At 56.3% G+C, this 15,195-nt stretch carries 16 protein-coding genes; 7 read left to right on the top strand and 9 right to left on the bottom strand.

Annotated elements, in window-relative coordinates:
- Positions 1-715, top strand: a 715-nt coding sequence (locus VL547_RS19275; RefSeq protein ID WP_325580978.1) for a hypothetical protein, incomplete at its 5' end; no start/stop codon positions are given.
- Between the two features lie 27 nt (positions 716-742).
- On the opposite strand, the gene VL547_RS19280 is transcribed toward VL547_RS19275, so the two are convergent.
- Together VL547_RS19280 and VL547_RS19285 are read right to left on the bottom strand one after the other, a co-directional pair.
- Positions 743-3,094, bottom strand: coding sequence for an ABC transporter permease (locus tag VL547_RS19280; RefSeq protein ID WP_325580980.1), 2,352 nt, complete (start codon positions 3,092-3,094; stop codon positions 743-745).
- Between the two features lie 4 nt (positions 3,095-3,098).
- Positions 3,099-5,456 (bottom strand): ABC transporter permease, encoded by a 2,358-nt coding sequence (locus VL547_RS19285; RefSeq protein WP_325580982.1) that lies wholly within the window; start codon positions 5,454-5,456, stop codon positions 3,099-3,101.
- 159 nt (positions 5,457-5,615) lie between these two features.
- Here VL547_RS19285 and VL547_RS19290 point away from each other — a divergent pair, with 159 nt between their 5' ends.
- Genes VL547_RS19290 through VL547_RS19310 form a run of 5 tightly spaced genes read left to right on the top strand, consistent with a single transcriptional unit; the run spans position 5,616 to position 10,440 of the window.
- On the top strand, positions 5,616-7,640 hold the full coding sequence (locus tag VL547_RS19290) for a M13 family metallopeptidase (RefSeq protein WP_325580984.1): 2,025 nt from the start codon (positions 5,616-5,618) through the stop codon (positions 7,638-7,640).
- 2 nt (positions 7,641-7,642) lie between these two features.
- Complete coding sequence (locus tag VL547_RS19295; protein WP_325580985.1) at positions 7,643-8,140, top strand: STM3941 family protein; 498 nt, start codon at positions 7,643-7,645, stop codon at positions 8,138-8,140.
- Entirely contained in the window at positions 8,137-9,015 is an 879-nt protein-coding gene (locus VL547_RS19300; RefSeq protein ID WP_325580986.1) for an ABC transporter ATP-binding protein, read from the top strand. The genes VL547_RS19295 and VL547_RS19300 overlap by 4 nt, the downstream gene beginning before the upstream one ends.
- 3 nt (positions 9,016-9,018) lie before the next feature.
- Positions 9,019-9,816: an ABC transporter permease gene (locus tag VL547_RS19305; protein ID WP_325580988.1), complete on the top strand. Its 798-nt coding sequence runs from the start codon at positions 9,019-9,021 to the stop codon at positions 9,814-9,816.
- A gap of 3 nt (positions 9,817-9,819) precedes the next feature.
- Positions 9,820-10,440, top strand: coding sequence for a DUF2278 family protein (locus tag VL547_RS19310; protein WP_325580990.1), 621 nt, complete (start codon positions 9,820-9,822; stop codon positions 10,438-10,440).
- Between the two features lie 33 nt (positions 10,441-10,473).
- On the opposite strand, the gene VL547_RS19315 is transcribed toward VL547_RS19310, so the two are convergent.
- Both VL547_RS19315 and VL547_RS19320 read right to left on the bottom strand, forming a co-directional pair.
- Positions 10,474-10,899 carry a GNAT family N-acetyltransferase gene (locus VL547_RS19315; RefSeq protein WP_325580992.1) on the bottom strand — a complete coding sequence of 142 codons (426 nt, stop codon included), beginning with the start codon at positions 10,897-10,899 and terminating at the stop codon, positions 10,474-10,476.
- A gap of 16 nt (positions 10,900-10,915) precedes the next feature.
- Positions 10,916-11,356: a carboxymuconolactone decarboxylase family protein gene (locus tag VL547_RS19320; RefSeq protein WP_325580994.1), complete on the bottom strand. Its 441-nt coding sequence runs from the start codon at positions 11,354-11,356 to the stop codon at positions 10,916-10,918.
- An 82-nt stretch (positions 11,357-11,438) separates the two neighbouring features.
- Between VL547_RS19320 and VL547_RS19325 the strand changes: the two genes are divergently transcribed.
- On the top strand, positions 11,439-12,908 hold the full coding sequence (locus VL547_RS19325; RefSeq protein WP_325580996.1) for a PLP-dependent aminotransferase family protein: 1,470 nt from the start codon (positions 11,439-11,441) through the stop codon (positions 12,906-12,908).
- Here VL547_RS19325 and VL547_RS19330 read toward each other — a convergent pair.
- The 5 genes from VL547_RS19330 to VL547_RS19350 form a co-directional block, all read right to left on the bottom strand.
- Positions 12,898-13,575 (bottom strand): hypothetical protein, encoded by a 678-nt coding sequence (locus tag VL547_RS19330; protein ID WP_325580998.1) that lies wholly within the window; start codon positions 13,573-13,575, stop codon positions 12,898-12,900. The two genes, VL547_RS19325 and VL547_RS19330, sit on opposite strands and share 11 nt — an antisense overlap.
- Before the next feature lie 97 nt (positions 13,576-13,672).
- Positions 13,673-13,960 carry a DUF1330 domain-containing protein gene (locus VL547_RS19335; protein ID WP_325581003.1) on the bottom strand — a complete coding sequence of 96 codons (288 nt, stop codon included), beginning with the start codon at positions 13,958-13,960 and terminating at the stop codon, positions 13,673-13,675.
- A 96-nt stretch (positions 13,961-14,056) separates the two neighbouring features.
- Entirely contained in the window at positions 14,057-14,422 is a 366-nt protein-coding gene (locus VL547_RS19340; protein WP_325581004.1) for a cupin domain-containing protein, read from the bottom strand.
- A complete protein-coding gene (locus tag VL547_RS19345) occupies positions 14,419-14,955 on the bottom strand; it encodes a hypothetical protein (RefSeq protein WP_325581006.1) in 537 nt (178 codons plus the stop codon). The genes VL547_RS19340 and VL547_RS19345 overlap by 4 nt, the downstream gene beginning before the upstream one ends.
- A gap of 24 nt (positions 14,956-14,979) precedes the next feature.
- Positions 14,980-15,195: hypothetical protein (locus tag VL547_RS19350; RefSeq protein WP_325581009.1), on the bottom strand; the 216-nt coding region annotated here is incomplete at its 5' end.

Below are 15,195 nucleotides of genomic sequence, written 5' to 3' on the forward strand. Positions count from 1 at the left end.
TGGCAGGACCTTTATCCTTCATATAGAATTCCAGTCGAGGAGCGACAAAGACATGGTCTATCGGATGGCGGAATATTATTTAATGCTTTACCGTAAACATAAAATGCCCATAAGGCAATTCGTTATTAGTATGTCGAAAGATATTTCCGACATGATAGACGAACTGCATACCGATTCCATACATTTTAAATACTCGCTGTTATCAATTAACTCCGTAGATTATCGCATTTTCCTCCAATCTCCGCTTCCGGAGGTGAAGATGTTTGCCCTATTGGCGGACCTTTCAGGCGAAAGCCTGGAGGATTTGGGTCAGGACGTGCTGCGACAGATTTTGCTATCGACACCGGACGGGCTTCAGCGCTCCAGGTATCTGAATCAGCTCTTGGTAATTGCGAATTTGCGTAACTTGAAACTGGAAAACTCGAAATTTATGCTGGATATCGATGACTTTATGCGGAACCACCCGAATACCCCCAAGATGGGCGTTTATCAGATGGGTGAAAAGGCCGGCGAAGCCAAAGGCTTCAAGCGGGGCCTTAAAAAAGGTATCAAGGAGGGATTGACCGAAGGGCGCGCAGAGAGCGAAAAGCAAATAAAGAGGCAAATTGTTCTCAGCCTTCTCGCTTTGAATATGTTCAGCCCCGTCGAAATAGCCAATATCGCGCAAGTAGACGAAGCCTTTATTCGAGAAGTTCAAGCTGAAAATATGCAATAGCGCCGGCGATACAACTCACGCGAAGCCTCACTCCCCCTTCAACGCCCCCACCGGCGCCCTCCGCGCCGCCCTCACCGCCTGTCCCCCCACCGTCAACAACGCCACGAGGACAACCAAAAGGGCCACCACGAAAAACATCCAAAACGAGAGGGAAACCCTGTACGGATACCGCTGCAGCCACCGCGACGCCCCATAATACGCCACCGGCAACGCAATCGCCAGCGCGAGCCCTACCAGCCGTAAGAACCCGAAAGACAAAAGCGCTAAAAGACTGCCGACGGACGCACCGAGCACCTTCCGGATGCCGATCTCTTTGACGCGCCGCGCGGCAGCCAGTACCGACAGCCCGAACAGCCCGATGCAGGAAATAAAGACCGTGAGCAGCGCCCCAAAAAGGACCATGGAGCGCCAGCGCTCTTCAGCGGCGTAGGCCGACCGGTTGACGTCGTCCATGAAGTCAAAGGAGAAAGGCTCCAGGGGAAAAGCCGTGTGGAAGGCGCGACCAATAGAAGACAACGCCGCACCCGTGTGCCCAGGCGCCAGCTTGATGTAGTACATCCCATACGCGGCTGACTGCATGGTAAAGAACTGCGGTTCGATCGCCGATGTCAACGGCCGAAAATGATAGTCACGCACAACCCCAATCACCGTATAGTCGACACGAGGCTCGAACGTTGACACCTTCTGGCCGATAGGGCTGCGCCATCCCGCCTGCCTGACAAACGCTTCGTTGACGATGACCGAGCGGGAAGAGTCGGATACCAAAGAGAAATTCCGGCCAAGGACAACCGGCACATGCAACAGGGAAAAGAACCCCGTATCGATAGATTCGGACGAAATATTGATATTCAGGGAGGCGCCTACGCGTACGGTATTCCCCGGTGTCCCCGCGTTTTTCAACGAGACAGCCTGGACAAACGGCAAAGAAGCGAGCGAGCGCTCGAATGCGGCAGAAGGCGCTCCATATACAAGAAGAACGTCCCGATCGTCATACCCCAACGGCTGCCGCAGCATATAGTTCACCTGTAGCGCGATCACCGCCGTCGCCACGATCAGCACGGTCGCGAGGACAAACTGAAAGACGACCAGCCCCCGCTGAAAATGACCTGATGACGGCAAAAACCGCCCATACAACGTCTCGACCGGCCGGTACCGCGAGAGGATCAGCGCTGGGTAGACCCCCGCCAGAAGTGAGGTGCAAACCAACAACAAAAAATAAAAGAGTACCAACCGGGTATCCAGCAAATACGCAAACGACAGCGACTTCCCCGACAGCGTATTAAACAAAGGCAACACCGCCTGCGCAATAACCACCGCCAGCCCAAAGGCTAACACGCACAACAGGAACGATTCCCCCATGAACTGCCACGCCAGTTGCAGCCTTCTGCCCCCGATCACTTTACGGACCCCGATCTCCCGGGCGCGTTTGACCGACCGCGCCACGGTGAGGTTGACGAAGTTGATACAGGCGATCAACAATATAAAAAGCGCTATCCCCGAGAGCACATAAGCGTAAACCGGGTCCGACCCGTCGGATAACCCCTCGTTCGCTCCCGCGGTCGTGCTCAGGTGTATATCGGTCAGCGGCTGTAGGAAATACCGGATACCCAAGTCCTTGATCCCATATTTCGCCTGGATCTCCGCGATGGACGAACGCGCATCCGACAAGTATACCTGTTGCATCGCGCGGGACAGACCCGGTATCGACGCCCCCGGCCGGACCACCACGAACGTGTTCAAGAAGAAATGGAACCACTCCGAATTGGGCAAACCGGAAGGCGTCACCAGCGGCATCAACACCGAGAACTGTAAAGACGAATTCAACGGCGGATCGGCACAAACCCCGGAGACGATATAAGGGACCAGGCGGCCCCCGTCCCGCACCGACATCAGACGCCCAACGGCCGAAACCGTCCCGAACTGTGCCAAAGCAAACGACGAACTAACGACTACCGAATGCGGCGAAGAGGAAATCCCCCCGGAAAGCATCCGAAAACTGAACACCGAAAAGAAATTCGTATCGACATAGCCAACCGCCTGCGAAACGATCGACGTCCCCCGAACGAGGTCCACACCCCCGGACGCAAAACGTGTATACGAAACGACCCCCGGGACGGAAGCCGCAAACCGCGGGCCCTGGAAATATCCCGAGTACCCGCCTCGCACCTTGTCCCCGTTTTCCCGGGTGATCTCCCGGTCGACCCGGTAGATCGAAGGCGCCAGCCGGTGAAACCGGTCATAGCTGGTCTCGTCCCGGACGTACAACAGGATCAGTATGGCCGCCGCCAACCCAAGACTTAGCCCCAGCACATTCACAAAAGCATATACCGGGTTGCGGCGAAGCACGCGCACGGCGATGACAAAGTAAGAACGGAACATATAACTACTCGTTTCTTAGACTATTTACAGGATTGGCCACAGCCGCCCGGACCGCCTGAAAACCGACGGTAAAAAAGGCGATGAGCAACGCCCCAACACCCGCCAGCACAAAAGGCACATAATCTAACCGCATCCTATACGCATACCCCTCCAGCCACCGGCTCATACAATACCACGCCACCGGCGTCGCCACCGCAAGAGCGATCACCACCAAAAACGCAAATGACGAAGACAGCAACACCACCAGGCGTACCGTAGACGCTCCCAGTACCTTGCGGATACCGATCTCTTTTGTCCGGCTTTCCGCCATATACGTAGCCAGTCCGAAAAGCCCGAGACAGGAGATCAAAACAGCCAACCCCGCAAAAAGCGCTGCCAGGCTTGCCGTCTGTTGTTCACCCGCAAACTTACGCGCATAGTCTTCGTCCATAAAATGATATTCGAACGGGTAGGTCGGATTATAGGCTTTCAGGATGCGGCCAACCGCCGCCAGGTCGTCCGCAGTAGACCGCGCAGCATTCAACCGCAGGTGCATCACCCCGGAACCGCCGAAAGGCCCTTTAATGATCAATGGCTTGATATCTTCATATGGCGATAATAATACGAAATCCCTGACGACACCCACCACGTGCCAATGATCCGGATAGTCAGTAATGGGCAGCCCCAGCACCGAAGGAAGCCCCATCTCCCTGACCGCCGTCTCGTTGATCAGGCAAGCCGTGGAGTCGCTGGGATATTGCCGGACATCGATGTCCCGGCCTTCGACCAGCGTCAGCCCGAGCGTCTTGACCGCATCGGCGTCCGAAGACGTCCGCGAAAAGCGGATGTGCTCGTCCGGCGCACTCCCTGGCCACGTGAGGTGGGCGCCCATGCTCCAGGTTTCCGTCAGTGGGTTGGCCATCGCGGTAACCGAGGTCACCGCCCCCGAGTTGAGCAGGTCCGATCGGATGGCGTCATAGTGTTTGGGTATATCGCCTTCCATGTTGACATAGATCAGGCTCTGCTGCGCATAACCGGTCTGGCGGTGCTGCGCGTATCGGACCTGTTTCAGGATAACCAGCGTACTGACGACCAGCGCGATGGCGGTCGTGAACTGGAAAACGACCAGCGCTTTACGCGGCGTGACCAAGCCACGCAGGCGCACAAAGGTCCCGCGAAGCACCGATATCGGGCGGAACGCCGAGAGGAAGAAGGCAGGATAGCTCCCCGCTAACAAGCCGGTGAGGACCACGAATCCGAGAAAAGAGCCCCAAAACCCGACACTATCGGAGGGGAGAGAAAGCTTCTTTTGCGTAAGCGTACAAAACGTGGGCAGGCTGATATACGCCAGCAACAACGCCAGCAAGGACGCCAGGATGGCCATCGCCATCGACTCTCCGAGGAACTGCCAGATGAGCGAGAACCGGCGTGCGCCCATTACCTTCCGGACGCCCACCTCCCGCGCCCGGTGTTCGCTCCGCGCCGTGGACAGGTTCATAAAGTTGATACACGCGATCAGCAGGATCAGGAGCGCGATCGTCCCAAAGATGCGGATCGTGCCGATACGCCCGCCGGCCGGCTTCCCGTTTTCAAAGTCGGAATAAAGCCGCGTACGGTCCATCGGGTATATAAACGCCTGGGTCACGCTGCGGCCGCGTGAATAATAGGGAACCATGCCGCCCAGCAACCGGTTCGCCGAAGCAACCGAAGCAGCAGGCTTCAACAACACAAACGCCTTGTTGTTCACATCCGTCCAATCCGAATCGATATAGTGCCGCGCCTCTTTATAATGATAGGAGAGCAGCCATTTGAAATTGAACTGTGTATTGTCGGCCAGGTCTTTGATGACTCCGGTAACCGTAAAATTAGTCGTGTCCACCCGCAAGAGCTGGCCCATGGGATTCGATGACCCAAACAAGCTCCGCGCCGTGGATTCCGTCAACACGACCGAATGCGGATCGACCAGCGCGGTAGCCGGGTTCCCCGCCACCATCGGAAAATCGAACATCGTCAAAAAACGGTCGTCCGCCGCCGCGCCCGTGGACCGCAAAACCTTATCCCCGTAGTGGAACAGGATGTCGCCGTTCCAGCTCAACCGCGCCACGCTTTCCACCTGCGGCACGTCCTTCAGGATATACGCCGGCATGACCTCAGGCGTTTGCGGTCCCGTCCAGGTTTTACCCCCGGCGCTGTTGTTGGTCATCAGCTGGTACAACCGGGCCTGTTTCGGATACTGCCGGTCATAGGTCAGCTCGTGCCGTATCCACAACGAGATCAGCAGGGCGCTACCCATGCCTATGGCCAGCCCGCAGATATTGACGGTGGAAAAAAGGGGATGACGCACCAGGCCCCGGAGGGACGTCTTGTAGAAGGTTTTGAACATGAAATATGACCATCTAACACAATGCTATGCTCGTAACTAAAAGATAATCAATAAGTAGCGACATAAAACCCCCAGCAAACCGTCCGCTTTCGATACGCCCATCGTCCGCTAATCCCAAAAAAACAATACATTTAGCTCTCTACTAAAGTGCTCAAGTCAATGAATGGATCACCTCGTCTGACCCTTTTGGCCATCGCCGGGGGGTTAATGCTTACCGCCGCCTGCCGGAACAGCAGCGAATCGGGCGCTCCCGCATACATCGACCCGAGCGCGGTGGATTCCTCCATACGCCCGCAGGACGATTTCTTCACCTATGCCAACGGGGGCTGGATAAAACGCACCGAAATTCCCGCCTCCCAGTCCGCCTGGGGCGCGCTCTATAGCCTCAGCGACAAGTCCCTGGAAGATATGCACAGCATCCTGGACTCGCTCGACAAAACAACCGGTTTGCAAAACGGCTCGATCGCCCAGCAGGTCGCCGACCTGTATGCGAGCGTCATGGACTCGGCAACGATCGACGGCAAAGCACTGACACCGCTAAAAGACGAGCTAAACGATATCGCCCAAATCAAAGACATCCCCGGCGTTTTCTCCGAAGTCGCCAGGGAATATAAAGAAGAAAACGGCGCCCTTTTCGCCTACTACGTCACCGCAGACGATAAGAACAGCCAGGTCAATGCCGCCCACTTCGACCAGGGCGGTTTGGGTTTGCCCAACCGGGATTACTATTTCAACCAGGACACCTCGATCCAAAAGATCAGGGAAGCCTACACGGTATACGTCACAAAAGTCTTCCGGATGATCGGCGACGACTCCGCCGCCGCGACCAAACGCGCTGGGGAGCTGATGGCGGCAGAGATCGCCATGGCAAAAGTCTCCAAGAGCCCCGTCGCCTTGCGCGACCCGCAGGCCAACTACCACAAGGAACCCGTAAAAGCGCTGCCGGGACCCTGGAAAGATATATTGAACAACCTGGGCATCACCGCCGACACCATCCTGGTCGGCCAACCCGAATACTACACGGGCCTCTTCGACGCATTGAACAAGCTGCCCCTCGACGACTGGAAGAGCTACCTCACCTTCCACCTGGTCGACAACTACGCCAGCGTGCTTCCGGACACCCTCCAAAGCGCCCGTTTTGCCTACGCCCACCTGCTGAGCGGCCAGCAAAAAATGCAGGAGCGCTGGAAACGCGCGTGCGGGCTCGTGGACGGCTACCTGGGTGACGCCCTCGGCCAGCTCTATGTCCAGAAATACTTCCCGCCCGAAGCCAAACAGCGGATGCTGGAGCTGGTGAACAACCTCCAGGCGACCTATGCCGAGCACATCCAGTCGCTCGACTGGATGTCGGACTCGACCAAGAAAAAGGCGCTGGTCAAGCTCCACGCCATCACCAGGAAGATCGGCTACCCCGATAAATGGAAGGACTATTCCACCATCTCCATCGTCCGCGCCGACGCGGTCAACAACACCCGCCAGTGCGGTAACTGGCAGTTCCAACGCGACCTCAAAAAGATAGGCAAACCCGTGGACCGTTCCGAATGGTATATGACGCCCCCGACCGTGGACGCCTACTATAACCCCACGTCCAACGACATCAACTTTCCCGCGGGCATCCTGCAACCGCCCTTCTTCTACAAGGACGGAGACGACGCCCTCAATTACGGCGCCATCGGCCTGGTCATCGGTCACGAAATGACCCACGGCTTCGACGACCAGGGCCGCCAATACGACGCCGATGGCAACCTCAAGGACTGGTGGACCAAGGAAGACGCCGAGCGCTTCAAGCAACGCGCCAACCTGGTGGTACAGGAATACGACGGTTTTGTCGCGGTGGATACCTTCCACATCAACGGCAACCTGACCCTCGGTGAAAACATCGCCGACGTGGGCGGTCTTTCTATAGCCTATGGCGCCTTCCAAAAAACGGCCCAGGCCAAGGACACCACCCGTATCGACGGTCTGACGCCGGACGAACGCTTTTTCCGGTCCTTCGCGCAGGTGTGGAAGGTCAAATCCCGCCCCGAAGTTTTGCGGACGCAGGTGCTGACCAACCCGCACTCCACGCCCCAGTACCGCGTCAACGGCCCGGTGTCCAATCTGAATGCCTTTTACACCACCTACAATGTCAAGCCGGGGGACAGGATGTACCGGCCCGACAGCCTCAGGGCCCATATCTGGTAAGCATGGAGGGCACGATTTCAATACCATACAACCGGTGGCTGGTGGCTTTTTTTTCGTTGGTGTGGGTCATCGCCGTGGCCATCGGCGCCCCGCTTTGGTTACGACAGGTGAACGTGGGTTTTTTCGGATTCCTGCTTTGTTTGCTGGTGTATCTCTATTATCTTGTGCGTCGCCTGATCCTTCCCGTGCTTCGGGGCCGGCCGGCCCTGGAGCTGACGCCTGAAGGCCTCGAGGACAATATCAAGGGCGTGCGCGTCTCCTGGGGCAACATCGCCGGTTTTACGCTGATCAGGGTGGGGTGGGGCAGTAACTACATCCGCGTGGACCTGGAGGATACCGTTGAATTTTTTGAACAGGTGGAGAACCCCATCCGGGCGTGGCTGCACAAACGGAGACAAAATATGACCGGCAGCCCTTTCGTGATCCCCACTACCCTGGTCCAGGGAAATGACCAGGTGATTTTTGAAAAACTGGTAAACTATAAAAAAAGCATGTCATGACCGTTCTCAGCGTTCAACACCTATCTAAAAAGTACGGCTCGATCACAGCTTTAAGAGACGTGTCTTTTGAAGTCCCGGCCGGAACCGTTTTCGGCATCCTTGGTCCAAACGGTAGCGGGAAAACCACTCTTTTGGGTATCGTCCTCGATGTCCTGAAAGCGACCGGTGGCATGTTTCGGCTTTTTGGCGAAAGCCCTACGCACGTACACCGGCAAAAGATTGGCGCCCTGTTGGAGACACCCAACTTTTACCACTACCTGTCCGGCCGTAAGAACCTCGAGGTCGTCGCCAGTATAAAGGGGAAGGGCGAGGGCGACATAGAGGGCGTCCTGAAACGCGTCAACCTCTACGACCGCAGGGATTCGGCCTTCAGCACCTATTCGCTCGGGATGAAACAGCGGCTGGCCATCGCCTCCAGCCTGCTCGGCTCCCCCGAGGTCCTCGTGCTCGACGAGCCAACCAATGGTCTCGACCCGGTCGGTATCGCCGAAATCCGGGAATTGATCAAGTCCCTGAGCCGCGAAGGCAAGACGATCATCATGGCCAGCCACCTCCTGGACGAAGTCGAAAAGGTATGTACCCATATGGCGCTCCTCAAAAAGGGAGAGCTCCTGACGACCGGCAAGGTCACCGATATACTGGCGCAGGGTGATATCGTCGAAGTAAAAGGAAACGCCAGGGACATACTGTCCGCGTATCCCGGTGTCACGAAGATCACGACCGAAGACGACCTCCTCCAGGTGTACTTCGATGCCACCGGCGTCTCGCTCAAAAATATCAACGAATACTGTTTTTCCAAGGGCGTCGTCCTGGAACACCTGACCCTCAAACGTAAAAGCCTCGAGGCCCGCTTCCTCGAGCTCACCCAAAACTAGGCTATGCTGCAAGTACTCAAAACAGAATGGATGAAGGTCCGCAGTTACCGGACTTTCTGGATACTCACGGCGCTGTGTTTCGTGGGCATGGTGGGGCTCAATTACATTGTCTGGGACTTTCCCGTAAAAGTGAACGGCAATGCGGACAAGGCCCAAACCCAGGCCTTGCTCGGTCACCCCTATTCCTACCCGAACGTCTGGGAGACGACCTCCTGGCTATCCGGCTGGCTGCTCTTCCTGCCCGGTCTGCTCGTCATCATGCTCATCACCAACGAGTACACCTACCGTACGCACCGGCAGAACGTCATCGACGGGTGGCCCCGCGTCGCCTTCATCAATGCAAAGCTGCTCTGGGTGGTGAGCCTGGCGGTCCTTTGCACACTCGCTTCCGCCCTGTCCGCGGTCATTTTTGGCGCCCTGGGTGACGCGCCATTTTCCACCAGCGGGATGGAATACGTGTTTTACTTTTTCCTGGAAACGCTGTCCTATCTCATGATGGCGTTGCTGTTCGGCGTTCTGTTCCGGCGTTCGGGGTTGGCAATTGCGCTGTACTTCGTATATATATTGCTCCTCAAATTCCTGCTGGCGGGCCTGATCGACTGGATGACACACGGACGGGCGGGTGACTTCGTGCCGCTGAGGGTAACGGACGAGCTGCTGCCCCTGCCCGTTTTCAGGGACCTGGCCAAACGCCCGAACCGGGAGCCCCTGCCCGTGGCGGCGTTGTTATCGGCTACCGCCGTATACCTGGGTATATTTTACGCCTGGATGCTGTACAAGTTCCGCAACGACAATCTATAAAATATGCCTATCCAGTACTACGGCGCCCTGACCGGGAACATCTCCGCCCTCATGGACAGCGCCGCCGCCGACAAGAAAGACCCCCACGGCAAACCCCACTACATGGTGGAGGTGAACGTCAACGGCGCCCTTTACCGGGCCGCGGTGAACGTCCTGTCCGACCAAAATCCCCCCAACCTGCAGTTCCTGTGCGTCGACAATTATACTCATGCCATCCTGGCCAGCATCAAGGGCTTCACCCCGGGTCTGTTCACCCTGAAGTCAAAGGCGGGCACGGGCGCGCTCGACTATGTGCAGGAAGACCTGTTCGACTTCGATGACATGACGATCGTCGACGGGGGCACCCTCGACTCGACCCTGAACGATCGCTTCGGCCGGGCGCAGACGGAAAACGCGACGGTCTATTTCCTGGGAAGCTGCTATATGGATACCAGCGCCGACGAGTACTTCGGTTTCAAGCCCGCCAACGGCATCCACAATATCCATATGAACCAGGGCAGTACCGGTAGTTTTGCCAAGGAAAACGGACCCTACCAGGACGGTGGTGTTTTTATCCACTATCCATCCGACGACAGTTGGACCGCTATGTTCTTCAAATTTCAGAGCCAGCAGGTAGGTAGCTGAGCCCCGCGGCGGCCCGCCCAAGCTCCCGAGGCCTCATATATCCCTATGAAAGTGATGCGACGCCATAAAATACTTCTTATTGAGGTACAACCTATGCGCATCGCGCCTATGATACCCCGAATCGAGCTCCACGCACACCTTCCCTTCGGAAGCCGCCAGCGCATGGATATAATCGAGCAACGCACCCGCGTACCCGTGCCCCCGGTGACCGGGAACGGTGGATAAATCGTCGATATAGATGCCGCGCCCGGTGGACAGCTTGTGCAGGTTCCGGAACCCGGCAAACGCGACTATGGTTTCCGGCTCGATAACGGCTCCGATCATGCGATACCCTTCTTCCTCCATCTGCGCCCGCACCTGCGTCAGATAATGTTCAAAAGCAAGATGGGGCCGTAGGGCGCTGACGGCGTCCCAGGCCAGAAGAATGTCCGAATCGGTAGTCAAGTGTCTGATCGTCATATATAAATATACCAGTTTATGCCGGTACCATGTGCGTGGCCACGCCAATCCGGTTCCACGCATTGATGATGATAACCATCATAATGATCGCCGCCGTTTTTGCCGCCCCAAATGCCGCAAACGCCGCGTTATAGGTTTCGTCGGAAAGACCGGATGCGCTGATCAGCGTCACCTCTTCCGTTATCGCGAGAATGATTTTCTCTTCAGCGGTGAACTGCGGCGCCTCGCGCCAGACCGAAAGAAGGTACAGCCTCTGCTCCGTCTCTCCCTGCTTCCGCGCATCCCGCGTATGCATATCGATACAGTAGCCGCAGCCGTTGATCTGCGACGCCCGGATACGGATCAGATCTTTGTGCAGCGGAGATACATCCTTTACGGTGTCCACGTAGGCTTCCAGGGCATACATCGCCTTGTAGGTATTCGGGTCGGTCTCTTTTAATCTTATCCTGTTGCTCATAGACAATAATTTGATGCCGCAAAACTACGCGGGCCTTGGCCTATCTTTATAGTCCAGTTATACATAACAAAGTAGTCCAGTTATGCTGCCGTTTTCTACCCTGATCCAGATCGACCGAGATTCCGGTATGCCGGTCTACCAGCAGGTCGCCAACCGACTGATCCAGCTGATACAGGAGGGGCGCATCCAACCTGGCGCTTTTTTGCCGGGCACCCGCGATCTCGCGGCCACCCTGCAGCTCCATCGAAAAACGGTGGTGGCCGCCTACACCGAGCTGGAGCGCCAGGACTGGATCAGGAGCCTTCCGCGGAAGGGCGTCCAGGTATCGCCGGAACTGCCCGAGATCAAGCCCCGCAGCTTCCGGCCGGGTGGGGGGGCGGCAGCTTACAAGGGGACGACCGGTTTTGTCTTTACCCGCCAGGCGCAGCAGCCGACACAGCTGCAGGCAAAAGGCTTCCGTCTCGTCATCAACGACGGCTTCCCCGACGTACGCGAGTCCCCGTTACCGCTGTTGATCCGGGAATGCCGGCGGCTCAGCCAGACCCGCGTCTATGCCCCGAGGCTGATGTATGGACTCGCCTCCGGCACCGAAGAGCTGAGACGTGCCCTGGCGCGGCACCTGGCCGCTTCGCGGGGGCTGAGTATCGAGTCGGAAAACCTGATGATTACCCGGGGGGCGCAAATGAGCATCTATCTGGCTGCTGCTCTCCTGATAAAACCCGGCGATAAAGTCATCGTCGGGGCCTCCAACTACCGGTACGCCGATCTTTGTTTCCAGCAGCTGGGCGCCACGCTGATCCGCGTCCCGGTCGACGACCAGGGCATGGACGTGAACGCCGTGGCCGCCGTCTGCCGCCGGTCGAAAGTGCGGATGCTGTATGTGGTGCCCCATCACCACCATCCTACGACCGTTACGCTGTCCGCGGAACGAAGGATGCAGCTGCTCGAATTGATACGGGAAAGGAACCTCGCCGTCATCGAGGACGACTACGACTATGACTTCCATTACGCCTCCGGACCCATCCTGCCGCTGGCCAGCGGCGACCACGGGGGTAACGTGTTGTATATCGGTTCGATGACCAAGTCGCTGGCCTTGTCCATCCGCGTCGGTTTTCTCGTCGCGCCGGCGGACTTTATCGAAGAAGCGGCGCGTCTCCGCCGCCTGATGGACCTCCGTGGCGACAACCTCATCGAAGAAGCCCTCGCCGCGCTCATCGACAGCGGTGATATAGACCGTCACCTTAAAAAATCCAATAAGCTGTTCCGGGAACGCCGGGACGTGTTTTGTGATCTGCTGGAAGAAGCGCTTGGCGGATTGATCACCTTCAAAAAACCCGATGGCGGGATGGCCGTTTGGGCGCGATTCCCCAAACGGTATTCGCTCCCGAAGCTGTCCGCCCGGGCTGCCGATCTGGGACTGCTGATCAGCGACGGGTCCTCCTACCGGAGCCCCGAGTCCACGGAAAATGGCATGCGCCTGGGGTTTGCCTCGCTCACCCCGGCCGAAATAAAAGAGGCGATCGGCCTCTTACAGAAAGCGGCTAGTGTTTGATGTGGAGTTTCCTCTCCCCGATACCTACCGTATCCACCACGGTCCATTCCAGCGTGCGCCGGTCGACGCGGAAGATATTGCGCGTCAGCAAACGATCGCCCTTCTTGAAGTACTCGTGGACGAGGATCTTCATGTTGACGATGTTGTCCTGGTCGCGTTCGGGGCAGATGTACACCTGGTGCTTGGCCGGGATGCTGACGATCAGGTTGTCGTCGAGCTCGCCGCAAAGCCATTCCCAAACGTGCGGCAGACAAACCGAAGCGGACTCGTGGTTACCGCCCGCGATCAACGCATAACCGCCGAAATGCGCCTTACCCAGCTCGAAGCTGATGTCCCTGTCAAGGTTGCGGACCGCCATCTTGTGCAGCGCTTCGAGGCTCATACCCTTGGGCATGTCCTTTTGCAGGAGGAATTCATAGCGGTCGTTTTTTTCCACCGCGTAAAAGATGCACAGGTCATCCAGCCAGAACTGGAATACCGGCATATTCTCCCCCTGGAACAACTGTTGCACGGAGTCCCGGCAGTTGTCGCGTGTAAAGGGATAAGTCACTTTGATCCAGGGAATAACGTCGTTCTTTGCCTCGTCGAAGGGCCGTAAAGGAGAGGCACTCCGGACATCACGGTTGTCAATACCGTCTTTAGTGAATAGTTTCTTAAGGTACAGCATAATTTTCACGGGAATTGGATAGAACCAAATATAGGACTAACCCCCCGCATCAACAAATAAAACTTATGTTATATGTGTAGCACTTTGATGACGAAATTCATACGCTTTCTATTATCCAGCATCGATACTCTCCACCCTTTAACCGGTGTTTCGAAGCCTCCTGATATTCAGGACTCCGATACCAGGCTTCGGCTTCCGCCATAGTGGGGAATTCCAGCATGGTAACACTATCGATCGCGTCGCCTTCCAGGGTGGCAAACCTGGTCCCCGAGGCTAACGGTTTCACCGCCCGCCCCACAAAACTGGCCGGTACCAAATCCTTGTATCGGTGGAGCTCGTTCTGATCGAATGTCTTTTCGCGCGTAAAGATGACGTAGGCAGGCATAGCGACATATTTTTTACAAAGAAAATCCCGGGTTGTGACAGCCCTATGTCAGCAGAAAACGCAAACCACAATTTCTTAACAGCCCTTTCCCGGCGCTCATAAGTGCTCCAGCTGATGCCTGGTCCGCTCGTTCACCAGGTTGCCGGTGTTGAGGGTCGTGGCCGGCTCAAATAGCATCACCTGGACTTCGGTCTCGGCGACCGGGCGGTGCTCGACGCCGCGCGGGATGATGATAAAGTCGCCCGCGTTCAGGGTAACCGTTTTATCCCTCATTTCCATGTTAAACCGGCCCTCGATCACCAGGAACATTTCGTCCTCGCTCTCGTGGTGGTGCCAGACGAAATCACCCTGGAATCGCACCAGCTTCACATACTGGTTGTTCAGCTCGCCGACGACCCTGGGGTTCCAGAAGTCCTTTATATGGGAGAACTTCTCCTGGATATTGACTTTTTCGATGGTCATAGTATGGTGTATTGTAGCTTTTTGTTTTGTAGCGTTACCTCGACTTCAACCCCTTCTTCGCTAAACGGGACGTCTATATCGTAGTCGATGCTAAAACCAGTCCTGTCCATACCGTTTACCTCCGGGAGCATCAAAATACCATACTTCCTTATTTGCTGATCTATGCCGAAATCCGTCTTTTCGATCGTCTTTTGAACTATTTCCCTTCCGTTGATCTCGAATCGTATGATGCTGCGCATATTCCAGACGGTATCCAGGCCGGCGGGTCCCTGGTATTCTTTGGGTAGTCTGAAGGCGTTTTCCTTGCTCATTTTTATAGTGAGCCGTAGCGTGTCCCGGTTCTCGATCCTTACCGTATCCAGGGTGGTTTCCCGTTGGGCGCTGTCCTTGAATTCCTTGATGGCATCGTCGACGGTGAGCGCGGAATCCTCCTGCGGCGTCGGTTTTGTCTCGCTCGCCTGCACTTTTTGACTTTGCGGCTTGTTGACGCAAGCAGCGGTAATAACTAGTCCTATGATCAGGAAGTTCTTCACGTGCTCCCTAATTTACTCCTTTTCTCAGTAATGGACGTCGTTCTTGTAGTCCTTATACATGTAGTCGCCCTTGGCTTTATAGAAATAGGCGGTGTCATTCCTGGTGACGATGACGAAGAAGGTGTGGCGGAGGAGGAAGGGGCGGGAGGAGCGGGTGAGGCTGTCAGATATATGCTCAATAGTGCAAATCTGATTTTTAATTTTCGGACCAAGCGATGAGATAGGCATTTTGAACTCGGG

The sequence above is a fragment of the Dinghuibacter sp. genome (genome assembly GCF_035492835.1).
Classification (GTDB): Bacteria; Bacteroidota; Bacteroidia; order Chitinophagales; family Chitinophagaceae; genus Dinghuibacter.

Excerpts from the sequence above, each read along its gene's own strand:
- VL547_RS19335 (WP_325581003.1), bottom strand. The coding sequence starts at position 13,960 with ATGCCTGCCTACGTCATCTTTACGCGCGAAAAGACATTCGATCAGAAC.
- VL547_RS19290 (WP_325580984.1), top strand. The coding sequence starts at position 5,616 with ATGAATGGATCACCTCGTCTGACCCTTTTGGCCATCGCCGGGGGGTTA.
- VL547_RS19330 (WP_325580998.1), bottom strand. The coding sequence starts at position 13,575 with ATGCTGTACCTTAAGAAACTATTCACTAAAGACGGTATTGACAACCGT.
- VL547_RS19340 (WP_325581004.1), bottom strand. The coding sequence starts at position 14,422 with ATGACCATCGAAAAAGTCAATATCCAGGAGAAGTTCTCCCATATAAAG.
- VL547_RS19280 (WP_325580980.1), bottom strand. The coding sequence starts at position 3,094 with ATGTTCCGTTCTTACTTTGTCATCGCCGTGCGCGTGCTTCGCCGCAAC.
- VL547_RS19325 (WP_325580996.1), top strand. The coding sequence starts at position 11,439 with ATGCTGCCGTTTTCTACCCTGATCCAGATCGACCGAGATTCCGGTATG.
- VL547_RS19305 (WP_325580988.1), top strand. The coding sequence starts at position 9,019 with ATGCTGCAAGTACTCAAAACAGAATGGATGAAGGTCCGCAGTTACCGG.
- VL547_RS19310 (WP_325580990.1), top strand. The coding sequence starts at position 9,820 with ATGCCTATCCAGTACTACGGCGCCCTGACCGGGAACATCTCCGCCCTC.
- VL547_RS19315 (WP_325580992.1), bottom strand. The coding sequence starts at position 10,899 with ATGACGATCAGACACTTGACTACCGATTCGGACATTCTTCTGGCCTGG.
- VL547_RS19295 (WP_325580985.1), top strand. The coding sequence starts at position 7,643 with ATGGAGGGCACGATTTCAATACCATACAACCGGTGGCTGGTGGCTTTT.
- VL547_RS19320 (WP_325580994.1), bottom strand. The coding sequence starts at position 11,356 with ATGAGCAACAGGATAAGATTAAAAGAGACCGACCCGAATACCTACAAG.
- VL547_RS19285 (WP_325580982.1), bottom strand. The coding sequence starts at position 5,456 with ATGTTCAAAACCTTCTACAAGACGTCCCTCCGGGGCCTGGTGCGTCAT.
- VL547_RS19300 (WP_325580986.1), top strand. The coding sequence starts at position 8,137 with ATGACCGTTCTCAGCGTTCAACACCTATCTAAAAAGTACGGCTCGATC.